Annotated in this window: 18 protein-coding genes and 2 pseudogenes; 7 read left to right on the forward strand and 13 right to left on the reverse strand. The window is 51.5% G+C overall.

Annotation, left to right across the window (positions count from 1 at the left end):
• Nucleotides 1-301: pseudogene (locus ABYT30_RS05935) on the forward strand (16S rRNA pseudouridine(516) synthase); the annotation flags it as partial.
• Between the two features lie 102 nt (nt 302-403).
• On the forward strand, nt 404-2,938 hold the full coding sequence (gene hrpB / locus ABYT30_RS05940; RefSeq protein WP_373095633.1) for an ATP-dependent helicase HrpB: 2,535 nt from the start codon (nt 404-406) through the stop codon (nt 2,936-2,938).
• A 53-nt stretch (nt 2,939-2,991) separates the two neighbouring features.
• Here hrpB and ABYT30_RS05945 read toward each other — a convergent pair whose 3' ends face one another.
• The 5 genes from ABYT30_RS05945 to ABYT30_RS05965 form a co-directional block, all read right to left on the reverse strand.
• Nucleotides 2,992-3,786: a putative porin gene (locus ABYT30_RS05945; RefSeq protein ID WP_373095634.1), complete on the reverse strand. Its 795-nt coding sequence runs from the start codon at nt 3,784-3,786 to the stop codon at nt 2,992-2,994.
• Nucleotides 3,787-4,030: 244 nt separating this feature from the next.
• Nucleotides 4,031-4,681 carry a class II aldolase/adducin family protein gene (locus tag ABYT30_RS05950; protein WP_373079651.1) on the reverse strand — a complete coding sequence of 217 codons (651 nt, stop codon included), beginning with the start codon at nt 4,679-4,681 and terminating at the stop codon, nt 4,031-4,033.
• Nucleotides 4,681-5,568 carry a protease HtpX gene (htpX, locus tag ABYT30_RS05955; protein ID WP_373079650.1) on the reverse strand — a complete coding sequence of 296 codons (888 nt, stop codon included), beginning with the start codon at nt 5,566-5,568 and terminating at the stop codon, nt 4,681-4,683. The genes ABYT30_RS05950 and htpX overlap by 1 nt, the downstream gene beginning before the upstream one ends.
• A gap of 62 nt (nt 5,569-5,630) precedes the next feature.
• Nucleotides 5,631-5,975 carry a hypothetical protein gene (locus tag ABYT30_RS05960; RefSeq protein WP_373079648.1) on the reverse strand — a complete coding sequence of 115 codons (345 nt, stop codon included), beginning with the start codon at nt 5,973-5,975 and terminating at the stop codon, nt 5,631-5,633.
• A 77-nt stretch (nt 5,976-6,052) separates the two neighbouring features.
• Nucleotides 6,053-6,538 carry a DnaJ domain-containing protein gene (locus tag ABYT30_RS05965; protein WP_373079646.1) on the reverse strand — a complete coding sequence of 162 codons (486 nt, stop codon included), beginning with the start codon at nt 6,536-6,538 and terminating at the stop codon, nt 6,053-6,055.
• Nucleotides 6,539-6,655: 117 nt separating this feature from the next.
• Here ABYT30_RS05965 and ABYT30_RS05970 point away from each other — a divergent pair, with 117 nt between their 5' ends.
• Complete coding sequence (locus tag ABYT30_RS05970; RefSeq protein ID WP_373095636.1) at nt 6,656-7,597, forward strand: type II secretion system F family protein; 942 nt, start codon at nt 6,656-6,658, stop codon at nt 7,595-7,597.
• Here the strand turns inward: ABYT30_RS05970 and ABYT30_RS05975 are convergent.
• The 5 genes from ABYT30_RS05975 to speD form a co-directional block, all read right to left on the reverse strand.
• Complete coding sequence (locus ABYT30_RS05975; protein ID WP_008249084.1) at nt 7,572-7,754, reverse strand: hypothetical protein; 183 nt, start codon at nt 7,752-7,754, stop codon at nt 7,572-7,574. The two genes, ABYT30_RS05970 and ABYT30_RS05975, sit on opposite strands and share 26 nt — an antisense overlap.
• A gap of 594 nt (nt 7,755-8,348) precedes the next feature.
• Nucleotides 8,349-9,089, reverse strand: a complete 741-nt coding sequence (locus ABYT30_RS05980) for a hypothetical protein (RefSeq protein WP_373079642.1) — start codon at nt 9,087-9,089, stop codon at nt 8,349-8,351.
• Between the two features lie 26 nt (nt 9,090-9,115).
• The gene (locus tag ABYT30_RS05985) at nt 9,116-11,371 is read right to left on the reverse strand and encodes an Orn/Lys/Arg decarboxylase N-terminal domain-containing protein (protein WP_373079640.1); all 2,256 of its coding nucleotides are present in this window, start codon (nt 11,369-11,371) and stop codon (nt 9,116-9,118) included.
• Between the two features lie 280 nt (nt 11,372-11,651).
• Nucleotides 11,652-12,500 carry a polyamine aminopropyltransferase gene (gene speE / locus ABYT30_RS05990; RefSeq protein ID WP_373095638.1) on the reverse strand — a complete coding sequence of 283 codons (849 nt, stop codon included), beginning with the start codon at nt 12,498-12,500 and terminating at the stop codon, nt 11,652-11,654.
• Nucleotides 12,493-12,948: an adenosylmethionine decarboxylase gene (speD, locus tag ABYT30_RS05995; protein WP_301026460.1), complete on the reverse strand. Its 456-nt coding sequence runs from the start codon at nt 12,946-12,948 to the stop codon at nt 12,493-12,495. The genes speE and speD overlap by 8 nt, the downstream gene beginning before the upstream one ends.
• 214 nt (nt 12,949-13,162) lie before the next feature.
• Here speD and msrA point away from each other — a divergent pair, with 214 nt between their 5' ends.
• On the forward strand, nt 13,163-13,807 hold the full coding sequence (msrA, locus tag ABYT30_RS06000) for a peptide-methionine (S)-S-oxide reductase MsrA (RefSeq protein WP_373079635.1): 645 nt from the start codon (nt 13,163-13,165) through the stop codon (nt 13,805-13,807).
• Nucleotides 13,808-13,845: 38 nt separating this feature from the next.
• On the opposite strand, the gene ABYT30_RS06005 is transcribed toward msrA, so the two are convergent.
• The 3 genes from ABYT30_RS06005 to acnA form a co-directional block, all read right to left on the reverse strand.
• Nucleotides 13,846-15,432, reverse strand: coding sequence for a nitrilase-related carbon-nitrogen hydrolase (locus ABYT30_RS06005; RefSeq protein ID WP_373079633.1), 1,587 nt, complete (start codon nt 15,430-15,432; stop codon nt 13,846-13,848).
• Nucleotides 15,433-15,462: 30 nt separating this feature from the next.
• On the reverse strand, nt 15,463-15,828 hold the full coding sequence (locus ABYT30_RS06010) for a DUF6489 family protein (RefSeq protein WP_373079631.1): 366 nt from the start codon (nt 15,826-15,828) through the stop codon (nt 15,463-15,465).
• Nucleotides 15,829-15,914: 86 nt separating this feature from the next.
• Nucleotides 15,915-18,557, reverse strand: a complete 2,643-nt coding sequence (gene acnA / locus ABYT30_RS06015; protein WP_373079629.1) for an aconitate hydratase AcnA — start codon at nt 18,555-18,557, stop codon at nt 15,915-15,917.
• Between the two features lie 275 nt (nt 18,558-18,832).
• Here acnA and ABYT30_RS06020 point away from each other — a divergent pair, with 275 nt between their 5' ends.
• The 3 genes and pseudogenes from ABYT30_RS06020 to ABYT30_RS06030 form a co-directional block, all read left to right on the forward strand.
• Nucleotides 18,833-20,614 (forward strand): FAD-dependent oxidoreductase, encoded by a 1,782-nt coding sequence (locus ABYT30_RS06020; RefSeq protein WP_373095640.1) that lies wholly within the window; start codon nt 18,833-18,835, stop codon nt 20,612-20,614.
• Nucleotide 20,615: 1 nt separating this feature from the next.
• A complete protein-coding gene (locus ABYT30_RS06025) occupies nt 20,616-22,472 on the forward strand; it encodes a 2-oxoacid:acceptor oxidoreductase subunit alpha (RefSeq protein WP_373095641.1) in 1,857 nt (618 codons plus the stop codon).
• Nucleotides 22,472-22,777 (forward strand): annotated as a pseudogene (locus ABYT30_RS06030) (2-oxoacid:ferredoxin oxidoreductase subunit beta); the annotation flags it as partial. The gene ABYT30_RS06025 and the pseudogene ABYT30_RS06030, both read left to right, overlap by 1 nt.

Here is a 22,777-nt window from a genome sequence, read left to right on the forward strand (position 1 = left end):
CACAGTGGCCGAGCCATTATGCGCTGTTTACGTGGACGCTTTTGCCGCCGGAATGTATTTTGAATACGAGAATATCACTACTCGCCCGGCGCAGCTGGAAATAGTGTCTGAGCATATAGCCGAAGTGACATTGTGCGAAGGCCGCTATCATCAGATCAAGCGAATGTTTGGCCGCTTCCAAAATGAGGTCTTAAGCTTACATCGCCATCGCATCGGCAGCCTTGAATTAGACGCCAAGCTCGCGCCAGGCGAGTACCGAGATTTAAGTACTTGTGAAGTAGCTGCTTTAACTGAGAGCTAGATTGGTTTTTGCGCCCCCCGTCTCCCATTAAACGTCCTGAAAATTGCTTTATACTGCGCTCCTAGAAAACTCTGCAATCCCAGCTTGGAGTGTAAGCTGCATATGGCTGACTTACCGATAGAAACCTTGATACCAGACATTTGCCTAGCCTTGGCTAGTAGCGATGAGCTGGTATTAGAAGCGCCCCCCGGCGCCGGTAAAACTACACGGGTTCCTTTGGCCTTATTGGCGGAGTCGTGGCTGGTGGGCCAGCGAATTTTAATGTTAGAGCCTCGCCGCATTGCAGCGCGGGCGGCAGCCGAGCGCATGGCTGAAGTATTGGGCGAACGAGTAGGTCAAACCGTGGGCTACCGTATGCGTATGGACAGTGCGGTGAGTAAACAAACCCGAATTGAAGTGGTTACTGAGGGAGTGTTAACGCGCATGTTGCAAGACGACCCGTCCCTCGGGGGGATTGGCCTAGTCATTTTTGATGAGTTCCACGAGCGTAGCCTAGATGCTGATTTGGGTTTGGCGCTAAGCCTTGAGGGACGCAGCCTGTTCGCTGAGCTGCGTGACGTTCCCCTTAAAATTTTGTTGATGTCGGCCACCTTAGATGGTGAGCGTATTGCCGAACTCTTTAGGGCTGAAGACCGTGCTGCAGCGTCGGTATTGCGCAGTGAGGGCCGCCAATACCCGGTGAGTTTGCGCTACGGTGATGCCTACCGTCATGATCAAAATACCGTCGACCGGGTGTGCAGAATTGTTCAGGATGCCTTACGGGATGAAGAGGGTAGTATCTTGGTATTTTTGCCGGGGCAGGGCGAGATTCGCCGCTGCGCTGCCAATTTGGCAAACAGCGTTGACAGTGATGTCATCGTCGCACCCTTATACGGGGATTTAAGTCTCGCTGAACAACGATTGGCGATTACAGCTCCCCCAGCGGGTCAACGCAAAGTAGTGCTGGCCACCAGTATTGCGGAAAGCAGTTTAACAATTGAGGGAATTCGCGTTGTTGTCGATAGTGGCTTGGCGCGACTTCCGGCATTTGATCCGCGCACAGGTATGACTAGGCTCACGACAAAGCGATTGTCGAAGGCCTCGTCTCAGCAGCGTGCAGGCCGTGCCGGACGCCTGAGTGAGGGGGTGTGCTACCGGCTGTGGAGTGAGTCCCAACAAAATGAACTGGTGGCTTATAACGAGCCAGAAATTTTGCAGGCAGATTTAAGTGCTTTTGCTCTTCAGTTAATGCGCTGGGGGATTGCTGACCCCTGTCAATTGACATGGTTAGATCCACCGCCGCTTGCTGCCTTTCAGCAGGCATTGGATTTGCTGTTGGACTTAGGCGCCTTGTCGTTGCGGGATGAACGCTTACAGATCACATCTCATGGTGAAGCGATGGCAGGTTTGCCAGTGCACCCTCGTCTGGCCCATATGTTATTAAAGGGGCAAGAATTAGGGGTGGCACCGTTAGCCTGTGCTGTTGCGGCATTGCTTAGTGAGCGAGATTTTGGTCCTCGTAACAGCGCAGATATACATTCGCGCTTGGCTGTCTTATTGGGTGAACAGCGATCTGATCGTCAGCAGCAAGGTATTGTCGCCCGCTTAAAAAAACAGCAACAACAATATGAGCGAGTTTTGGCGAAGAGCGGGGGTGCTAAGATTGAGCCGACAAATGTTGATGCGGCGGTGTTGCTAGCTTTTGCCTACCCAGATCGTATTGCTAAGCAGCGCCGGGAGCGCGGTCGGGATTACGTGCTAAGTAATGGCCGCGCCGCGAGCTTAAACGAGGCCGATGCCTTGAATGCTTCGCCTTGGTTGGTGGTGGCCAGCTTGGGCGGCACTGCCGGTGGCCGCAGTGATTTTATTCAGCTTGCGGCAGCGCTAGACTCAGGGCATTTTGGCGGGCTGCTAGCGAGCAGTGTGCAAACAGTTGAGCGGGCTGATTGGAACGATGACAAGGGCCGATTTATCGCGGAGCGAAGTCAGCTAGTAGGTAGTTTGCTTTGGCGGCGAGAGGTTTTGAACACCGTTACTGCGGAGCAAAAAGCAGTGGCTCTACTGGCCTTTGTTCAGCGCCGCGGTTTAGACCTTTTCAATTGGTCTGAGCACGCTTTGCAATACCGTGCTCGCATGATATTGGCCGCTAAATTGAACTGCCAGCCAGGCGGTTGGCCGGAATTGAGCGACGAAAGTTTGCTGGAAAATGTTGAGGATTGGCTGGCGCCGTATTTAACTGGTGTTAATTCTCTGCAGGATTTTAAACGTCTCGATGTGAGTGAGATGCTGGCCGCGTGTCTCGACTGGCCACAGCGCCAAGCGCTAGATGCGTTATTTCCTGAGCGTTATACAGTGCCGTCGGGTTCTCAAATTAAAATTGATTACACTCAGAATCCGCCCGTACTAGCCGTAAAACTGCAAGAGATGTTTGGCTGTTCGGTTAACCCGGCGGTGGGTAATGGTAGGCAGCCACTGCTACTGCATTTACTTTCGCCAGCGCGACGACCCTTGCAAGTGACGCAAGATTTAGCAGGCTTTTGGCAGGGTAGTTATCATGATGTTAAAAAAGATATGAAGGGGCGATACCCCAAACACCCATGGCCAGACAACCCACAACAAAGCTTGCCCACGGCGCGGCTTAAACCAAAAGGGACATAAATAAAAAAACCGCCGGATTAGCGGCGGTTTTAGGTGTTTTAAACTATTTAAAATTAAAAGCGAACAGCGGCGCCGAACATAATTCCGTCTGAGTCAATGTCGGTATTATTAAATTCAGTGCTTGAATCAAAAATTGATGCGCTTAGCTCAAACTGCTCGCTGGGAAAGAAGCTAGCGTCAACACTGACGGTATCGCTAGAGATGTCACCGACGTCTGTGATTCCAGCGCTTACGCCGAGGCCGAACATCTTGTTGAAGTAATAGGTACCGCCAACTGAAATCTGGTAGCCGCTATCGGTGTCGGTATCGATGTAGCCTGCAGATACATCAAAGGCAACTGAAGCGCCTTGACTCAGTGGGTTCACACCGTGGAAGGTAACGTCGAGGTAATCGACATCAGCGTTGTTGTCATCTTCAGTGGTGTAGCTCACCACGACATCGGTATTGTCACTTAAATAGGTACCTACACCGACACGGATGGTATCAGTGTCTGAGTTGCCGGCATCTGCAGTTGTCCAATTGGCTTCGATAATAAGGTTTGTTGCCGTAACAAAGCGGCCACCAATATCGGTGGTTTCTATTTCGTCAGCATTTTTCACGTCGGGTTCAATGCTGAGGAAACTGAAGTTGACGAAAGAGGACTTGTCGAGGAAGCTAGCTTCGGCCAGAGGGCCTTTGCTTGTGTCTACTTTATCAAAATGGAATTCACCACCAATGCCGAAACCGTCGTAGTCGGTATTACCCGCTTCGCCTTGGGCGTATACCGCACCGAGCTCAAATTGATAGTCTGCATACGCATGGCTGGTTGCGAGAATTGCGATGGCACTGGCTAATAAAGTCTTTTTCATTTGCTACATCCCCGTTATGAATAGTTGTCAGCCAATGTAATCTTGGCTAGTGACAAGCTTTTTATAGTTGTGTGACATTTTTAAGTGCATATAATGCACCAATACAGAGCTATATTATATTTTTGATCAATATTGGTGCGCCGAGAGTAGCATGGTTTTTTTGAAGAAAAAACCGCCTGAGCTGAAATTTTGGGGGTAATCTCATTTGACCCAAGGCGGTATTGGTTAAAATGATGGTCGACGCTTAGGCTTGATTTTGTTGGCCATAATCGGCGTAGCGACTTAATACTTCTGCCATTTCGGTTTCATTGAGAATCACCGGCTCGCCACCCTGTAAGCTTAAATAATAATTCGCGGCCAACTCTTCAATATCTTTCGCGAGGGCGAGAGCCCGTAAAGGGTCTGCGGCATAGGCTATTTGGCCATGATTAGACATAAGGCAGGCGCGGCGTTGTTGCAGCGCGGCGCTGACGTAATCTGATAGCTCTTGGGTGCCGTATGCGGCGTATTGCGCACAGGGGATCGAGTCGCCGCCGGCGATAGCAACCATATAATGAAACGCGGGTATGGCGCGGCGCTGACAGGCGAGCACGGTGGCGTAGCGGGAGTGGCAGTGGATTATACCGCCGGCTTCAGGGTGGTCGAGATAAACCTGCCAGTGCATTCGCCATTCGCTGGAAGGCTTGCGCTGGTTCTTGGGAATTTCGCCGTCACTGTCGATATAAACGAGATCACCGGGGCGGGTATTGCCCGCCAACTGGCCGCTGGCTGAGATTAACATGCCGCCATCGGTGGTGCGCACTGAGGCATTGCCGCTGGCGCCCGGACTGAGGCTGCTATTGCTCATGCCATGTAGGGCGGCAACCAGCTGGGAGCGTTCTACCGTGAAGGCCATTATTGACCATTCCGCAGTGCTTGGATGCGCTTTTCGAGTGGTGGGTGCGAGCTAAATAGCGCGGCCAAATCAGATTTGGTCTGGCTGCTAATACCAAAGGCACTCATCTCGCCGGGCAGATCAGTAGGCAATCCCTGCTGGGCTTGCAGGCGCTGCAAGGCGGCGATCATGTCCGCGCGACTGGCAAGGCTCGCGCCGGCAGCGTCGGCCCTGAATTCCCGCCAGCGTGAAAACCACATCACTATCGTTGATGCCAATATGCCTAGAACCATCTCTGCGATAAAGGTGGTGACATAAAACGCAATACCATGACCGCGCTCAGTTTTAAACACCGCTCGGTCAACTGTGTGACCGATGATTCGCGCAAAAAACATGACAAAGGTATTCACCACACCTTGGATTAATGTCAGGGTAATCATATCGCCATTGGCAACATGGCCTATTTCGTGGGCGAGTACGGCGCGGACCTCGTTGGGGCGCATTTGTCGCAGTAAACCTTCCGATACGGCTACGAGAGCCGCATTGCGGTTCCAACCGGTGGCGAAAGCATTGGCTGATGGCGAGGGGAATATCGCCACCTCAGGCATGCCAATGCCGGCTTTTTGGGCAAGTTCAGCAACCGTTTCGAGTAGCCAGCGTTCTTCGCTGGTATTGGGCGTGGTGATGACCTGGGCATGGGTAGCGCGTTTGGCCATCCACTTCGAAATGAGTAGCGAGACCAGTGATCCGCTCATACCAAAAACTGCGCAGAAAATCAGCAGGGAACTGAGGTTAAGGTCAACCCCATTGTTGGCCATGATGCTTTCTACGCCGAGCAAGCTCAGGGTAATACTAGCAACGAACACGACCGCCAAGTTGGTGGCAAGAAATAAAAGAATTCGCATCATGACGTAGGCTTCCAGTGTTTAAGGACAGAGCTTAGATGGAGGCTAGAGCATTGAGTTTCAAGTCATAATGTAGAAATATCATCTTCGCTAAGGTCAATTTCGTCATTTGCTGCTGTGTCGTCGTCAGCCTGGCTTGTTTCTGCCAGTTCGTCATCGAATAGCGATGGTGTTTCGCTCTGAATTGGTGGTCCAGGTTTGACTATGGGTTGATTGCTGTCATCGAGCTCGCAAGCCAAGGCTTGGGCGCGCAGTTGAATATCTTTACTGCTTTGTTCAAAAATAACGTTGGCTACCTCGTCGCTATGCACGGTGCGAAATAACAGGCGTCTGTCGCGGCCATCCAGCCATTGCTGCTGTTTACCGAGGTAGTGACCATTCTGATTTTGGATAACAAAAATAGTAGCCATTGAATCCCTTGTATGAAAAAGCGGTTGTAAAAACAGCGCGAATTTTAACGCGTTTGAGCGCGTAGTTGAATCGGGCTTTAGTGGCCGCGCTTGCCGAGCAGCACATCTTTGGCGTCGTTGATCTGGCTGGCGAGAAAATCGTTGCCGCCGCGATCGGGGTGAAATTTTTGCATTAATTGGCGATGTGCTGTGATGATCTCGTCGTCACTGGCGCCTGCTTTGAGGCCGAGCACAGACAAGGCCTGCTGTTGATTCATGGCGCTGCTAGGGCGTTGAGGTGGAGCTTGCTCGCTCTGGGTATTGTTCTTGTTACCGTTGCTCAGGCGGTGATAGATATGTTTAAGAACATACTGGCGTATAAAGGGTAGCGCGCCGCCAACCAGCCCCGCGATCCAGTGGACTCGACCTGTTATTGACAGCAGTATAAGTGCGGCAGCGCCTAAACCGATGATTAGGCTAATATAATAACCGCGTCGCTCAGCAGCAGGTTTGCTTTGTACCGTTTTTACAAATCGGTATAAAGCGTAGAGAATTAGCGCTGCAAAAAGTAAACGAATAATCATGCAAGGTCCTTAAAAGGTGTTAATAGCCTACAAGCAGGCTACCCGTGAATTTAGCTGTGCTAAAGTATAAAGCCTTGTGGGCTGTAGACCCACCAATTGTATTCAATGGAATTGTTCATGGTTTCAGGATCTAGCCCAGCGCAACGCTTTGTCTTATTTCAAGCCTTGTATCAAGCCAGTCAGTCAGGCGAAAATAATTGGGACCAGGTGGTTGCCTTGTTAAGCAAGGGGCAGCGCACTGCGCAGCGGGCGCAGCTCGATGAGCTGGCCGAGCAATTTGCCAGTGGCCAGCGCATTGTCCTCGACGAGCTGCGTGAAGGGGGTATGTTTACTCCTTGGGAGCTGCAATTTATGCAGCTGGGTTTGGCGGTTGGCAATTTAGCGAAAATTTACTTACGTCTCGCTGAACACTATCGTTTACAAACTGAGTTTAGGCGCAATTTGCGTCGGCATTTGTGGGCGCCGGTGTTGGTGTTAGTTGTTTGTGCGCTGGGCTTGCCCTTGTTGGCACTTAGTCGTGGGCTTACCACGATGCCTCATGCAGTATGGCTCGCAATAGCAGGATTGCTCCCGCTAGGCGTCGTCTATGGGCTTTGGCAGGCGGCGCAGTACTCTGCGTGGTTTAGGCGCAGTTGCGTTGGTGTGGCCTATCGCTTACCAGCATTGGGTTCCGCGCTGACGCAATATCAAAACTATCACTATATGAATCATCTGGCTGATTGTATTGGTGCTGATTTCACCCTGCCGCAAGCTTTGAAACAATCCGCGAGGCGCCTACCGGATGCACCGGTAAACAGCCGTTATTTCAAGTTGGCGAGCGAAGTGGAGGCGGGCGGAAAATTTTCGAGCGCCTTGCTAAATAGTGGCATTCTCGAGGGTGTTACTATGCCGCCGGTTTCAGAAATGCGTGACGCGAAACAAGTGCCGGCCCTGTTGGGCCTGGCGATTCATCGAGTGTGTGAGGAACAACTTGTATTTTGGGCGGCTTGGTTGCCGTGGTTATTGCTGGGGGTGTTACCGTTTATTGTGGTGCTTAATGCATGGTTTCTCGGGCAGTAAGCTGTTCCAGTTCCTTTATATAGTGACGACGGCCTGACAGCTCGCGCTCAATGGCAAAGCGTTCAGATTTGTCCTGCCATTCGGCGTTTTTCAATAGTTCCCACAATTTGCGACTGCACAGATTTTTTACATTCACTTCTTGATTCTGTTTGTTCATTTTCTTTCTCCATTGCGCTTCTGCGCCTTCTTCCATTACCAAATATTGCTATATTTGTTATTTTGCTGTCGGCCACTATCGCTGTTTGATATGACAGGGGTATGACAGAGTTTAGTTTCTGAACAATTTTTTGCGCCGCTAGTGCTTGTAAAATCCTGTCGCCTAAATAGTAGGGCGACACTGTTTTCGCGCTGCGATGAGTTTCGCTAAAAATTGTCAGGTCTTGCCGATTTGGCCAAATTCACACTGGCCATTGATTTGTTCTCAGTATGCAGCAACTACTTGGCTGCTAACTGCTTTTCCGTACGTGGGTTTTTACTACGCGGTAAAAGCTAATTTCTGATACGACTAATCTCAACTAATGATCGGACCCCTTGAAGCTAGCAAAGTTCAAGCCAGTAAGCAAATTTTAATTTTGTGTTGTAGTGCTTAAACGCTGTTTTTATGGCTTTGACGCTGGAAAGCGCCAGTTGGCGGGCATATCCGAGGGCTTGTGCAGGAAAAAGGTCGAGGATTAAATTTACTTTCGGGTGCTGAGCTTAATCGCCTTGCTTTGGTAAAGCTGCATTAATTTGGTGCGGTTTATTACTTGATTTAGCTATCTGGTGCTTCATATAGCAGTAGGGCGCTTGCTGCCGCCGCGAGTAGACTCGCTTCACTTGCGCTTAAATCTTGACGCAACCATACCCGCCCTTGGTTCATTGTTTCTAGTGTCGCCACAATAATTCCATCGCGGCTGATTTGGTAGCCTATAACCCCCATGGTCATCGCGCTGCCTTGCGCGGTGTGAATGCTGTTAATGTGGTAGTGGGAGCTTGGCCCAAATAGCCCGCCGCTTAAGGTGTTGTCGTAGTCCCGCTGGCCGACGGCAAGGTGCCAGCGCGGTTCGGTGCTCGCAGCGCCAATTTCACAGTCGAAACGGTTGTCAGCATTTAGTAGCCAATTCCATTGGCCGCGTTCGGGTCTGCCAAAAGTTAAGGATTCATTGTTTGCTCGGCTTCGACAATCGACATGGTGGCCATTTTCGCCAAAAGCCCGTTGAGTGAAGCGAAAGCCGCCGCGCTGATTCTGACTTTTGTAATTGGCGATTTGAACTTCGCTGCTACTATTCCAGTCGCGATCGACAATATCCGTGTGGTAAGGGCCAAAGCGGAGTTGTTGGCGGAGCATTAGGCCTTGTCGGCCTGACACCGTAAAGAGTTCAGCTTGAGATCTGAACTCAGGGTCAAGATCAATGCTAAGTGCTGTGCATGCGCTTAGTAGGAAGGCCGCCAAGCTGAGCATTGCGGCGTATCTCTTAGCCCCTGACTGGGGTAAACACTTAGCAAATAACATGCTTGCAGGCCCTTTTACGATTTTGTCTACTCGTCGATAACCGCGTCAACAAAGTAGTGGTCAACGCCGTTAACTTTTTCTTTAACCAAGCCGTGGCAGTCAGTTTCAAAGCCGGGGAAGCGAGAGTTAAAGTCGCGCACAAATTGCAGGTAGCGCACAATAATATTATTGAAGCGCTCACCAGGAATAAGCAGGGGGATACCTGGCGGGTAGGGCGTTACTAGCATGGCGGTAATTCGGCCTTCTAGCTCGTCAATGGGAACGCGCTCAACCTTGCGGTGGGACATTCTGGCCCAAGCATCGGCAGGGATCATGGCCGCTTCCATTTCCGAGAGATACATTTCAGTGGTGATCCGCGCGAGGTCGTATTCTTTGTAAACATTGTGAATATCGCTGCACAGGTCGCGCAGGCCGACTTTCTCGTATTTTGGAAATTTTGCGGCGAATTGGGGCATTACTCGCCACAGTGGCAAGTTCTGATCGTAGTCATCTTTAAACTGCTGTAACTCGGTCACCATTGAGTTCCAGCGGCCTTTAGTGATACCGATGGTGAACATGATGAAGAAGGAGTACATCCCGGTTTTTTCAATGATAATGCCGTGTTCAGCTAAATACTTGCTAACAATAGAGGCCGGAATACCAATTTCATCAAAGTTGCCATCGACGTCGAGACCGGGGGTGATAATGGTCGCCTTAATCGGGTCGAGCATATTAAAGCCGGACTCAATGTCGCCAAAACCGTGCCAGCGATCGTCAGAGTGAATAACCCAATCGTCGCGGTCGCCAATGCCTTCTTCGGCCAATACCTCTGGTCCCCAAACTCGGAACCACCAATCGTCGCCGTAATCGGCATCGACTTTGCGCATGGCGCGGCGGAAATCCAGTGCTTCCAGAATAGATTCGTCGACCAGCGCGGTGCCGCCTGGGGCCTCCATCATGGCTGCCGCTACGTCGCAGGAGGCAATAATGGCGTACTGGGGGCTAGTGGATGAGTGCATTAGATACGACTCATTAAAGCGATGCGTGTCTAGTTTACGCTTAGTGCCATCTTGCACGAGTATCTGCGAAGCTTGGGACAGACCAGCCAGCAGTTTGTGGGTGGATTGAGTGGCAAATACGAGGGTGTCATCGGAGCGGGGGCGGCCAGAACCGATGGCGTGCATATTGTGGTAGAACTCGTGAAATGCCGCATGGGGTAGCCACGCTTCGTCGAAATGCAGGGTGTCGATGGTAGAGTCGAGGATGTCTTTGATCTCTTCGACGTTATACACAATACCGTCGTAAGTACTCTGGGTAATCGTCAGAATACGGGGCTTTTTGTCTTCGGCGTGGCGGGCAAAGGGGTGGTCTTCGATCTTTTTGCGAATTGCCGCGGGATCAAACTCGCTCTTTGGGATCGGGCCGATAATCCCGTAGTGATTGCGGGTCGGCATTAAGAACACGGGAATTGCGCCGGTCATAATAATGCTGTGCAAAATGGATTTGTGGCAGTTGCGGTCTACTACCACGATATCTCCGGGGGCAACGGTGGAGTGCCATACCACTTTATTGGAGGTAGAGGTGCCGTTAGTCACAAAGAACAGGTGGTCGCAGCCGAATATGCGCGCGGCGTTGTTCTCACTGGCGCTAACGGGACCGGTGTGATCGAGTAACTGACCGAGCTCTTCTACCGCATTACACACGTCGGCGCGGAGCAGGTTCTCACCAAAAAACTGGTGGAACATTTGCCCAACGGGGCTTTTTAAGAAGGCGACCCCGCCGGAGTGGCCAGGGCAGTGCCATGAATAGGAACTGTCGCTGGCATAGTTCATCAGTGCGTGGAAGAACGGCGGCGCGAGAGCGGATAGGTATTTATTGGCCTCACGAATAATGTGACGGGCCACAAAGTCCGGCGTGTCTTCAAACATGTGAATGAAGCCGTGCAATTCACGCAATATTTCATTGGGAATATGGCGCGAGGTGCGGGTTTCCCCGTAGAGAAACACAGGTATATCGGTGTTGCGCTGGCGCACGGCGGTCATGAATTGGCCGATAGACTCCAGGGCTTGGCTCACGGTCTCGTCGCTGCCGTCGCCAAACTCCTCGTCGTCTATTGACAGAATAAAGCAGGAGGCGCGGCTCGCTTGTTGGGCGAAGGCGGTGAGGTCGCCGTAGCTGGTGAGACCAATAACTTCCATGCCTTCTTTGCTAATGGCGTCAGCGAGGTCGCGGATACCGGAGCCTGAGATGTTTTCTGAGCGAAAATCTTCGTCAATGATGACGACGGGGAAACGAAATTTCATTTATACGGCCATTGTTGGTGTTGGCTTTTCCCAGAATTGTTCTGGGTCCTATCGCGCGGCTTAACTATAAAAGGCTGATGCGCGGCTTTGTAATGTCGATTTTGGAAATGGCAACGATACTACTTTATCAACTGCATACCCTAACAATAATCCATGACGGCTGTCAGTCAAATCGAGCTTATTTTGACGGATAAGACAGGCGGACGCACGGAAAGTTTTTTGTAGGGGCTTAGTGAGTTAAATCGAATCTTTACCCGCCATCAGTTTGGCGGGTAAAGCCTCAGTCTATGCTGTCGAGCAAATACTGGGGTAGGGCAAAGGCCCCAAAATGCAGTGCTGGATTGTAGTAACGGGTTTTGATACCGCTGGCTTTAAATCGAGCTTGCAGGGTGCTTAGCTCCTGAGTGCGAGCACTGGCATCGTTGCTTGCCCAAGCAAAAGTCATAATCCCGCCGACATAGGTAGGTACCGCTGCGGTGTAAAAGGCCGTGTCACTAAACAGCGGCGACAGGCGTTTATGGCTGGTACTGACTTCATCGGGCTGCATAAAGGCTACGCCATTCTGCGCCGCAAAAATACCGCCAGGCTTAAGGCAGCGTTTGATCCCCTCATAAAACGGGGAAGTAAATAACACTTCGCCGGGGCCGATGGGGTCAGTGCTGTCAGACAAAATGACGTCAAATTGACGGTCACACTGCTTAACAAAGTCGATGCCGTCGCCAATCACAATTTCAGCGCGGGGGTTTTCATAGGCGCCAGCAGAGTGATTGGGCAAGTATTTAACACACATATCGATAACGGCTTGGTCAATTTCGACCTGCACAGCACTTTCCACTTCGGGGTGCTTTAGCACTTCGCGAAGCAGGCCGCCGTCACCGCCGCCAATAATGAGTACGCTTTTGGCGTTGCCGTGGGCAAATAGTGGGGTGTGCGCCAGCATTTCGTGATAGATGAATTCATCGCGCTCGGTGGTTTGGATAATGCCATCCAGCGCCATGACCCGGCCAAAGCTGCCGGATTCAAATATGACCAAGTGTTGGTGCTCGGTCTTGCTTTCAAACAAGACCTCACGAATTTTAAAGCCTTGATGGTAGTCGCCGTGGAGGGTTTCGTTAAACCACTCAGACATCGTCCATTCTCCCGCGCAGGTTTTCGCCCACTTCAATGCGTGAGGGTGAAAAGGCCTTTTGCAGGATCTCTACCGCCAATTCTGGCTTTGCATCGCCACACATAAATACGTCAAATGCGGCGTAATCGCGCTCGGGCCATGTGTGCACACTAATGTGCGACTCAGCCAATACGGCGACTCCAGATATTCCACCATTTGGGGTGAAATGATGCATATGAATGTGCAATAGGGTTGCACCGCATTCATTGACGCAGTCAATAAAGGCTTTTTCCATGCGGGGGAGTTCGTCGAGGTGGGACGCGCCCCACAGGTCGATAATTAAATGCGTGCCAGCGTAAGCTACGCCGTCACGAATAATGAAGTGGTCTAAGTTTTCGTCGGACTGTGTAATAGGATTACACGTGGCAGCGCCGGCCTCCAAAGAAGGCATATGATCTAGGCTTTTCATTTAGCATAAATCCCCCGCATAGGTGAAAGAGCGGGCGATTTAAACGTGTTTGTCCCTAAATAGCAATAAAAAATCCTGTTAAAATCCCCTAGCTGGTTTTATGCCAAAGTCATTGAAGAACATGGGGTTTTATTGCAGTGCTGCGCTAGCCTGGCAGTCGTAAATCAAGGCATAGTAAGCATCTGTTTATGGGAATATGTTAGGAGTACCCGCCATGAGTATTTTTGATCGCTACCGCAAGCCAGCCGTTATCCCTACGCCAGAGCAAGCCCTGCCTGGACGCAGTGAAAAAATGCAGGTTCCTAAAGAGCATACAGTCTTAAAAACCCCTATGGTTGGGCCATTTCCGGCCAATATGCAGCAAATTGTATTCGGTCTTGGCTGCTTTTGGGGAGCAGAACGTAAATTCTGGCAGCAGCCGGGGGTGTATACCACTGCGGCGGGGTATTCGGGCGGACACACGCCGAACCCGACGTATGAAGAAGTGTGTTCGGGAATGACCGGCCATAACGAGGTTGTGTTGGTGGTGTTCGACCCAGAGCTGACCAGCACCGAAAAATTGCTGGCGCTATTTTGGGAGAGTCATAATCCAACTCAAGGCATGCGCCAAGGTAATGATATTGGCACCCAGTATCGCTCGGGTATCTACTGCTCCGACGAAGCTCAGTTAGCGCTGGCAAAAGCTTCTGCTGAGCAATACCAGCAGGCGCTAAGCAAGGCAGGCTTGCCTGAAATCAGTACTGAAATTGTGATGGCCGGTGAGTTTTATTATGCCGAGGGCTACCATCAGCAGTATTTAGACAAGAATCCGGGTGGTTATTGCGGCTTGGGCGGTACAGGCGTGACCTGCCCGCTGTAGCGAGATGCGTCCGACGTCAGGCGTCGGACGTCTGACGACTAGTTACCCCGCCATTTAGTCTGATACAGATCATGACGACGGTCGCGCAAGTTCTGCACCGTGCCGCTATTACGCGCTACGCGCAAAGCTTCGGGGCGCAAATCGGCGATGGCCACAGTTTCCACGTTCGGGGTGGTGTCGGCGGCTATACCGTCCCGGGCAAAATGGAAATCACACGGGGTAAAGATACCGCTTTGAGCGTACTGAATGTCCATGTTAGCGACATTGGGTAGGTTGCCGACATTTCCGGACATAACCACATACACTTGGTTTTCTACGGCCCGGGCCTGACAGCAGTAGCGCACCCGTAAATAACTCTGACGCTCATCAGTGCAGAAGGGTACGAAGAGGATTTCAGCGCCTTGGTCGACCAAGTGACGAGCAAGTTCAGGAAACTCTGAATCGTAGCAAATTAAAACACCGATGGGGCCGCAGTCGGTGTCGATAACATTCAGCTCATTGCCGCCTTCAATATTCCACCAATACACTTCATTGGGGGTGGGGTGGATTTTAGCCTGTTCGTCGACGCGACCGTCGCGGTGAAAAACATAAGAAATATTCTCGACTCGGCCATTCGCGACTCGGGTTGGGTGGGAGCCACCAATGATATTGATGTTGTAACGCACCGCCAGATCTTGCATGGCTTCTACATAGCGTGGCGTGTATTTGGTCAGCGCTTCGATTGATTGAATCGGCGTTAACTCCTGATTCTCAATCGACAGTAGTTGCAGGGTAATCAGCTCGGGGAAGACTACAAAGTCGCCTTTATAGTCGGCAACCACGTCGACAAAGTATTCAATAAAGGTCATGAACTGTGTAAAAGAATCTACTTTACGCTGCATATACTGCACGGTGCCGACGCGAACGGTATCGGGTTGGCGGCCGCCATGACGCTTAATATGCGCTGCTGTAGCGGCGGTCTCAACCTTAGGGTTGTGCCATACCAAATGCACGCCATACCCTAGCGAATCTTTATCTGCATTGAGGTAATTTGGTACCAAATCAATGACTTCGAAATCATTGTGTAGCTGGAACGAGAGCACTGGGTCGCGGGTTTTCTTTGAGACGACGGCGTCGAGGTAATTTTCTGCGCTGCCGTATTTTTTCATGCGCTTAGCTAGGCTGGGCAGCCGGCCGACAAAGACAATGCCTTTTAATCCTAATGATTCGCAAAGTTTTTTACGGGCGTTATAAAGCCGCTGGCCGATACGGTAGCCGCGCACACTGCTGTCCACACAGACTTCCATGCCGTACATCCACTCGCCTTCGGGGTCGTGGCGAGTACCGTAGCCATTTGCAGTAATTGCAGCCCAGCTATGGGGCTTTAAACATACGTCGCCACTAACGCGAAAGGTTGCGCAGTAGCCAACGATATCGTCCTCTAAGGTGACAACAAATTTGCCTTCGCCGAAATTGTTGAGCTGGCCACGCAGTTCCGCGCGCGTATAGGGGTCGATTCCTGTGCCATCGTAGACGCGCTTAGAGAGCGCAGCAATCGCAGGAATATCTTTGATCATTGCATTTCGAACCCGCAAAACTTTGCCGGTGGAAGCAATCTTTTTACCACCAGTGGTGTTTCTGGCCATGATAATGAACTCTTGATTGGGGCTAGGGAATTAGTCTTTACTTTTGCTACTGGCGCTGCGCCGAACAGGGCCGGACTTTACGCTGTCTTGTTTGTTCGAGGTAGTGCTAGCACGGCTGGTTTTTTCGGTATTATTGGGGCTACCGGTTTCGCTGGAGTGCTTGTCTTCAGATTTGCGGCTGGTGGCTAGGCCGCCCAATGACTTTAGCACTCGTGCCGATAGATCCAGTGTTTTCATGCCCTCGGAAAACGCGGTCTTGGCCATTTGCTGAATCATTTCGGTGTCGCCTTCGCCGATGCGTTTGTAGACCGCGTCCCAAAGGGGCTGGGCATCGGGTAAGCCGACTAAGCGCCGTACTTCTTCTGGGCTAATTTCAACTTCGAGATGAATTTTCATTTTATTCCTCTTTCCCGTGCTTCAGGCCTTGAGTATGCCACCGGCAGTTGCCGCGTCAATGATTAGCGGAAAATATAGGGTGGCGCTCAGCTATCGAGTTGGCTTAGTACGTATTGTAATATGCCGCCGTGGCGAAAGTAGGACAGTTCCTCATTGGTATCAATCCGTAATTTACCGAGCACTTCATGGCGACTGCCGTCGCTGCGCGACAGAACGATGCGCACCATTTGCTTCGGTGTGAGTTCGCTTTCGCAAGAAACAATGTCGACACTTTCGTCACCTTGCAGGTCGAGCATTTCTCTAGGTATTTCTTTATCAAACTCCACCGGCATAACGCCCATGCCAACTAAGTTGGAGCGATGAATACGCTCAAAACTCTCTGCAATGACTGCTTTGACTCCGAGTAGCAGGGTGCCCTTGGCGGCCCAGTCGCGACTTGAGCCGGTGCCGTATTGCTTGCCAGCGATAATGACGAGGGGTTTGTCGATCTCCAAATATTTCATGGCTGCTTTGTAAATTGGCAGTACGGTCTCGCCATCTGGCGCAAGGGTATAGCCGCCTTCGCGCTCGACTAATTTATTGTGCAGGCGCGGGTTGGCAAAGGTGCCACGCGTCATGACTTCGTGATTGCCGCGGCGGGAGCCGTATGAATTGAAGTCCGTAGGTGCTACGCCAAGGCTTTGCAGATAGTGACTGGCGGGGCTGTCGGCGGCAATTTTACCTGCAGGTGAAATATGGTCGGTGGTTATGGAATCTCCAAAAACGCCGAGTATGCGCGCGCTGCGCAGGGTAGGAAAAGCCTCATCAGCTAAGCTTGGATTGTCAAAAAAAACGGGGCAGCGTATATAGCTTGAGTCTGCCTGCCACTGATAGGTGTCGGTTTTTTCGACTTCAATCGCTTGCCATTCTTCCGTTCCAAGGTAGACGTCTTGATAGGCATCGCGGTACATCGCGCCACTGACGATTTTACGTATTTCATGGATCTCTGCGGTGCTGGGCCACAAGTCCTTGAGAAATACCTCGACGCCTTTGCTGTCGGTAGCAATTGGATCTTTTTGCAAATTACACAAGGTTGTACCGGCTAGGGCGAAGGCGACAACTAATGGCGGTGAGGCCAGCCAGCTCGCTTTCACTTGGGGGTGAATGCGACCATCGAAATTACGATTGCCAGACAGCAGTGCTGACACCACCATGTCTTTGCTGTCTATGGCATTGGCAATCGGCTCGCGAAGTGGACCGGAATTACCGATGCAGGTGGTACAGCCATAGCCAACAAGATCGAAACCCAGTGAGTTGAGGTCGTCTTGTAGGCCGCTGTCAGTCAAGTACTTGCTGACGACTTTGGAGCCCGGTGCCAGTGATGTTTTAACCCAAGGTTTAACTCGGAGACCACGTTCACGGGCTTTGCGGGCAACTAAGCCCGCCGCGATCATGACGTCGGGGTTCGACGTGTTGGTGCAGCTGGTGATCGCGGCTAAAACCACATCGCCGTGGTGCAGCTTGAGTTTCATTTCTTCAATATTGGCGGTTTCGTTTAGATCGCGGTCACTCTCTTGTAGGTAGTCGCGCATGGCGTTGCCAAGATCATTGAGGGCTACGCGGTCCTGAGGCCGGCTGGGCCCCGCTAAGCTGGGCACAACTTCACTCAAGTTTAAGGCCACGCTATGACTGAATATTGGCGAGTCGCCGGGTTCGCGCCACAGGCCTTGGGCTTTGCAGTATTGCTCGGTTAGCGCAATGGTCTGCGCCGGTCTGCCGGTCAGTTTTAAGTAGGCTAAGGTTGCCTCGTCAACGGGGAAGTAACCGCAGGTAGCACCGTATTCTGGCGCCATATTGGCGATGGTCGCGCGATCAGCAACACTGAGCTCAGCTAAGCCGTCACCAAAAAATTCAACGAATTTTCCGACGACGCCTTCACGGCGTAGAATCTCAACCACGGTTAACACGAGGTCGGTGGCGGTCACGCCTTCAGTTAATTTACCGCTTAATTCAAATCCGACCACTTCAGGGAGCATCATTGAGTAGGGTTGGCCTAGCAGTGCCGCTTCTGCTTCGATGCCGCCCACGCCCCAGCCGAGTACCCCCAAACCGTTCACCATTGGGGTGTGGCTGTCAGTGCCTAGCACCGTGTCGGGGTAGGCCATGGTGCCGTCTTCGCTCACCCAAACCACCTGGGCTAAATACTCCAAATTTACTTGGTGACAAATTCCGGTGCCGGGCGGTACAACATTAAAGTTGCGGAAGGCTGATTGCCCCCATTTTAAAAACCGGTAGCGCTCTTCATTGCGCTCCATTTCCTTGGCGACGTTTTCCCCAAAAGCCTGTGGCGAGCCGTATTGATCGACGGTAACTGAGTGATCAATTACCAGGTGTACCGGAATTTGCGGATTGATCGCGGATACGTCGCCGCCACGCTTGGCAACGGCGTCACGCATTGCGGCTAAATCGACGATGGCGGGCACGCCGGTAAAGTCTTGCATCAAGACCCGCGCGGGCGAAAAGTTCAGATCTTCCCCGCCCTTTGGGCTGTCTAACCAGCGAGAAAACGCGACGATAATGTCGGCATTAACAGTATTGCCGTCGAAATGGCGCAGTTGGTTCTCGAGTAGAATTTTTAAGGATTTTGGTAGCAGGGCGAGTCGTTCATCGCCCAGTTTTTGCAGGTCATAGTAGGTGTAGCGCTGACCTGAGCAAGTCAGTTCTGAGAGCAGATGCTTAGTGGACTGCATGGCGAACTCCTTTGGTCGTGGCTGAAAGGGTACCGCTTACCCTAGCACAGACAGCCGATAATGCAGGTTTATCCTGCAGTTTTAAATATTGCTTAGCTGTGGTGCGTTATTTTTTTGCCTGAATCCTAATAAAATCCATTTCAAATTCAAAATGGCACTATTTTTCTGGTGAATTATTGTCAGTGCTGTGATGTAATCAGTCACGATCACGGGGTGTTGACCTTCCTAACGGTCCGACACACTGCTACCCAATAACTATAAATTCAGGGGGCACATTGCAAGTCACAGATGTTCGCGACGCCGAGTATTTTCACAAGGTCGTCGATTGCCAGTACGCCTGCCCGGCTCATACGCCGGTACCAGAATATATCCGATTAATTGCCGCCCAGCGTTATACCGACGCCTATATGATTAACTGGGAATCCAATGTGTTTCCCGGTGTTTTGGGGCGCACCTGTGACCGGCCCTGCGAGCCAGCGTGCCGCCGAGGGCGGGTTGAAGATGAGCCAGTTGCCATCTGTCGTCTGAAACGCGTTGCGGCGGACAATAAAGGCGATATCAGCGCCTTGATGCCCATCATTCCCAAGAAAAAGAACGGCAAGCGCATTGCCATGATTGGCGCAGGGCCGGCTTCCCTCACCGTCGCCAGAGACTTAATGCCACTGGGCTATAGCGTTGATTTATATGATGATCAGCGTGCTGGTGGTGGCTTTATGCGCAGCCAAATTCCGGCTTTTCGGCTTCCGGAAGAAGTGCTGAATGAGGAAGTCGACCGCATTCTTGATATGGGCGTCCTCACTCATTTCAACCACTATATCGATAGCCTTAAGTCACTGCTTGATAAAGACTACGACGCTATTTTTGTTGGCAGTGGTGCGCCCCGCGGGCGGGATCTCGAAATCCCCGGACGGAAAGAAGCTGAGGCCAATATCCATATCGGCATTGACTGGTTATCGAGTGTTGCCTTTGAGCATATAGACACGATTGGCAAGCGGGTAATCGTTTTGGGCGGTGGTAATACCGCGATGGATTGCTGTCGCACAGCACGGCGCTTGGGCGGCGACGAGGTCAAGGTGGTGGTGCGCAGCCCCTTTGCCGAAATGAAAGCCTCGCCCTGGGAAAAAGAAGATGCCCAGCACGAAGGCATACCGATTTTAGATAACCATGTTCCTAAGGAATTTATTCTCGAAGAGGGCCGTCTAGTGGCGATGGCCTTTGATAAAGTCACAGCCGTTTACGACGCCAAAGGTAAGCGAAGCTTGGTGTCGACCGGTGAAGAGTCGGTAGTTATACCCTGCGATGATGTGCTTATTGCTATTGGTCAGGAGAACTCCTTCCCTTGGATTGAGCGCAATATTGATATCGAATTCGGCAAATGGGATATGCCAGTTGTCGATGAAACGACCTTTCAGTCCAGTAACCCCAAGGTGTTCTTTGGTGGTGACGCCGCGTTTGGCCCGCAAAATGTCATTACCGCCGTGGCCCACGGCCATCAAGCGGCCATCTCAATTGACTTGTTTTGTCAGGGCGAATCAGTCGCGAAGCGACCACCGCCAGGAGTAACCCTCGTAAGTCAAAAAATGGGGATTCACGAATGGAGCTATGACAGCGAAGTGGCGACCGATGTGCGCTACCACGTGCCCCAAGCCGAACTGGAGAAATCCCTCGGCAATCGCAAACTTGAAGTGGAACTGGGTTTTGACGCCGCCACCGCATTCCACGAGGCCCAGCGCTGTCTAAACTGCGATGCGCAAACGGTGTTTACCGAAAAACTTTGCATTGAATGTGATGCCTGCGTCGATATTTGTCCTACCGACTGCCTCAGTATTGTCGTGAACGATGTCGACGAGGCTGAGCTTCGTCAAAAACTGAAAATGCCCGCCAAAAATACTGAGCAAGCTATTTACGTGTCTGCGGATTTAGCGACTGGCCGCGCCATGATTAAAGACGAGGATATGTGCCTGCATTGCGGTTTGTGCGCCGAGCGCTGCCCGACAGCGGCTTGGGATATGCAGAAATTTTATTACACCGTGAGCAAAGCAGGGCAGGGCGTCTGAGATGAAACGAATCGAAGCAGTTAACGACTTTGTCATTAAATTCGCCAACGTCAATGGCACTGGTTCGGCAAGTGCCAATAATATGTTTGCCAAGGCGGTGTTCCGTATGGGCCTGCCGGTTAGCCCTAAAAATATCTTTCCCTCCAATATTCAGGGCCTGCCAACGTGGTATGAAGTGCGGGTCAGCGAGAAGGGCTATCTTGGCCGTCGCGGTGGTATCGATATGATGGTGGGTATGAACGCCCAAAGTATGGCCAAGGATATTCAGGAGGTTGATAGCGGTGGTTATTTCTTTTACGACTCCAGTAAGCCACTTGATCTGCGTTTAATTCGTAACGATATCCATTTTATTGGGGTGCCCCTTAAGGATTTATGCCAGCGGGAATTTAGTGATGCTCGCCAACAGCAATTATTTCGCAATGTAATTTACGTCGGCGCTTTGGCCGCACTGTTGGATATAGAGTTTGACGTGCTAACGGGGTTGGTGTCGGACCAATTTCGCGGCAAGGAAAAACTCATCACCCCAAATGTGCGGGCCTTGGAATTGGGCTATCACTACGCCAGTGAACACTACACTTGTCCGCTGGGTATTCGTTTGGAACGCAGGGACGCCGTTGGCGATCAAATTCTCATAGATGGCAATACCGCGGCGGGGCTCGGTGCTATTTATGGCGGTGCCACGGTGGCCGCGTGGTATCCCATTACACCGTCAACTTCGGTTGTCGACGGCTTTGATAAATACTGCAAGCGGCTGCGTATCGACCCTGGTAGCGGCAATAAAAATTATGCCATTGTGCAGGCTGAAGACGAATTGGCAGCGATTGGTATGGTGATTGGCGCTAGTTGGAATGGCGCACGGGCCTTCACGGCGACCAGTGGCCCTGGCATTTCCCTTATGAGCGAATTTTTGGGTTTGGCCTATTTTGCTGAGATCCCTACGGTACTTATTGATGTGCAGCGAGCGGGGCCATCTACCGGGATGCCTACCCGTACCCAACAGTCTGATATTTTAGCCTGTGCCTATGCCTCCCACGGCGATACCAAGCATGTCTTATTGTTTCCATCGACACCGCGTGAGTGTTTTGAAATGACCGCCCAGGCATTTGATTTGGCCGAGTCATTGCAGACCCCAGTCATCATGCTCACCGATTTAGATTTGGGCATGAACGACACCATGTCGTCGCCGCTGGTTTGGGATGACAAGCGCGACTATCAGCGCGGCAAAGTATTTAATGAAGAACAGTTAGAAGCATTGAGTGAGCGTTTTGGCCGCTATCTAGATATCGACGACGACGGTATTCCCTACCGCACTTACCCCGGCACGCACCCGAATAAGGGCGCATTTTTTACTCGGGGAACCTCCCGTGACGAATACGCGGTGTATACCGAAGATGGCGATGCCTATGAGAAAAATATGCAGCGCCTACTGAAAAAATGGGATACCGCTAAACAGCGGGTACCCGCACCCGAGCTTATTAAAGCGGGCAAGGGCAGTAAGATTGGCGTTATTCATTTTGGCACCAGCCGAGATGCGACGCTTGAAGCTGTTGATAGCCTAAAAGTCGAGGGCGTGGCAATTGATACCCTGCGCCTGCGTGGCTTTCCATTTAGTAAAACAGTTGACGCCTTCATCGATGAGCACGAGACCGTGTTTTTAGTTGAGCAGAACCGCGATGCGCAAATGCGTACCTTGTTGGTAAACGAATGCTTGATTTCACCGCGCCAACTTATACCGATCTTAAATTACAACGGCACGCCAATTACTGCGAAGCAAATTCGCAGTGAGATTTTGATAGCTGTGCGCGGTGATAATGTGCGTCCTCTGCGTAAACAGCGCGCAGCAAAGGAGTCTGTGTAATGACTTATATTCGTCCCGCCTTTCGGCACCCAGATTTGCCCCGTAACGCGCTGGGCTTTACCCGTAAAGATTATGAAGGTGCAATTTCAACCCTTTGCGCTGGCTGTGGTCACGACTCAATAAGCGCGGCCATTGTGCAGGCGTGCTTTGAATTAGCGCTGCCACCCCATAAAGTCGCCAAATTATCGGGTATTGGTTGCTCGTCGAAAACGCCAACCTATTTTTTGGGGAATTCCCACGGATTTAATTCAGTTCACGGCCGTATGCCCTCAGTGGCGACCGGGGCAAACTTGGCTAATCGGGAG

This window comes from Zhongshania sp. (genome assembly GCF_041623545.1).
In the GTDB taxonomy this organism is placed as follows: domain Bacteria; phylum Pseudomonadota; class Gammaproteobacteria; order Pseudomonadales; family Spongiibacteraceae; genus Spongiibacter.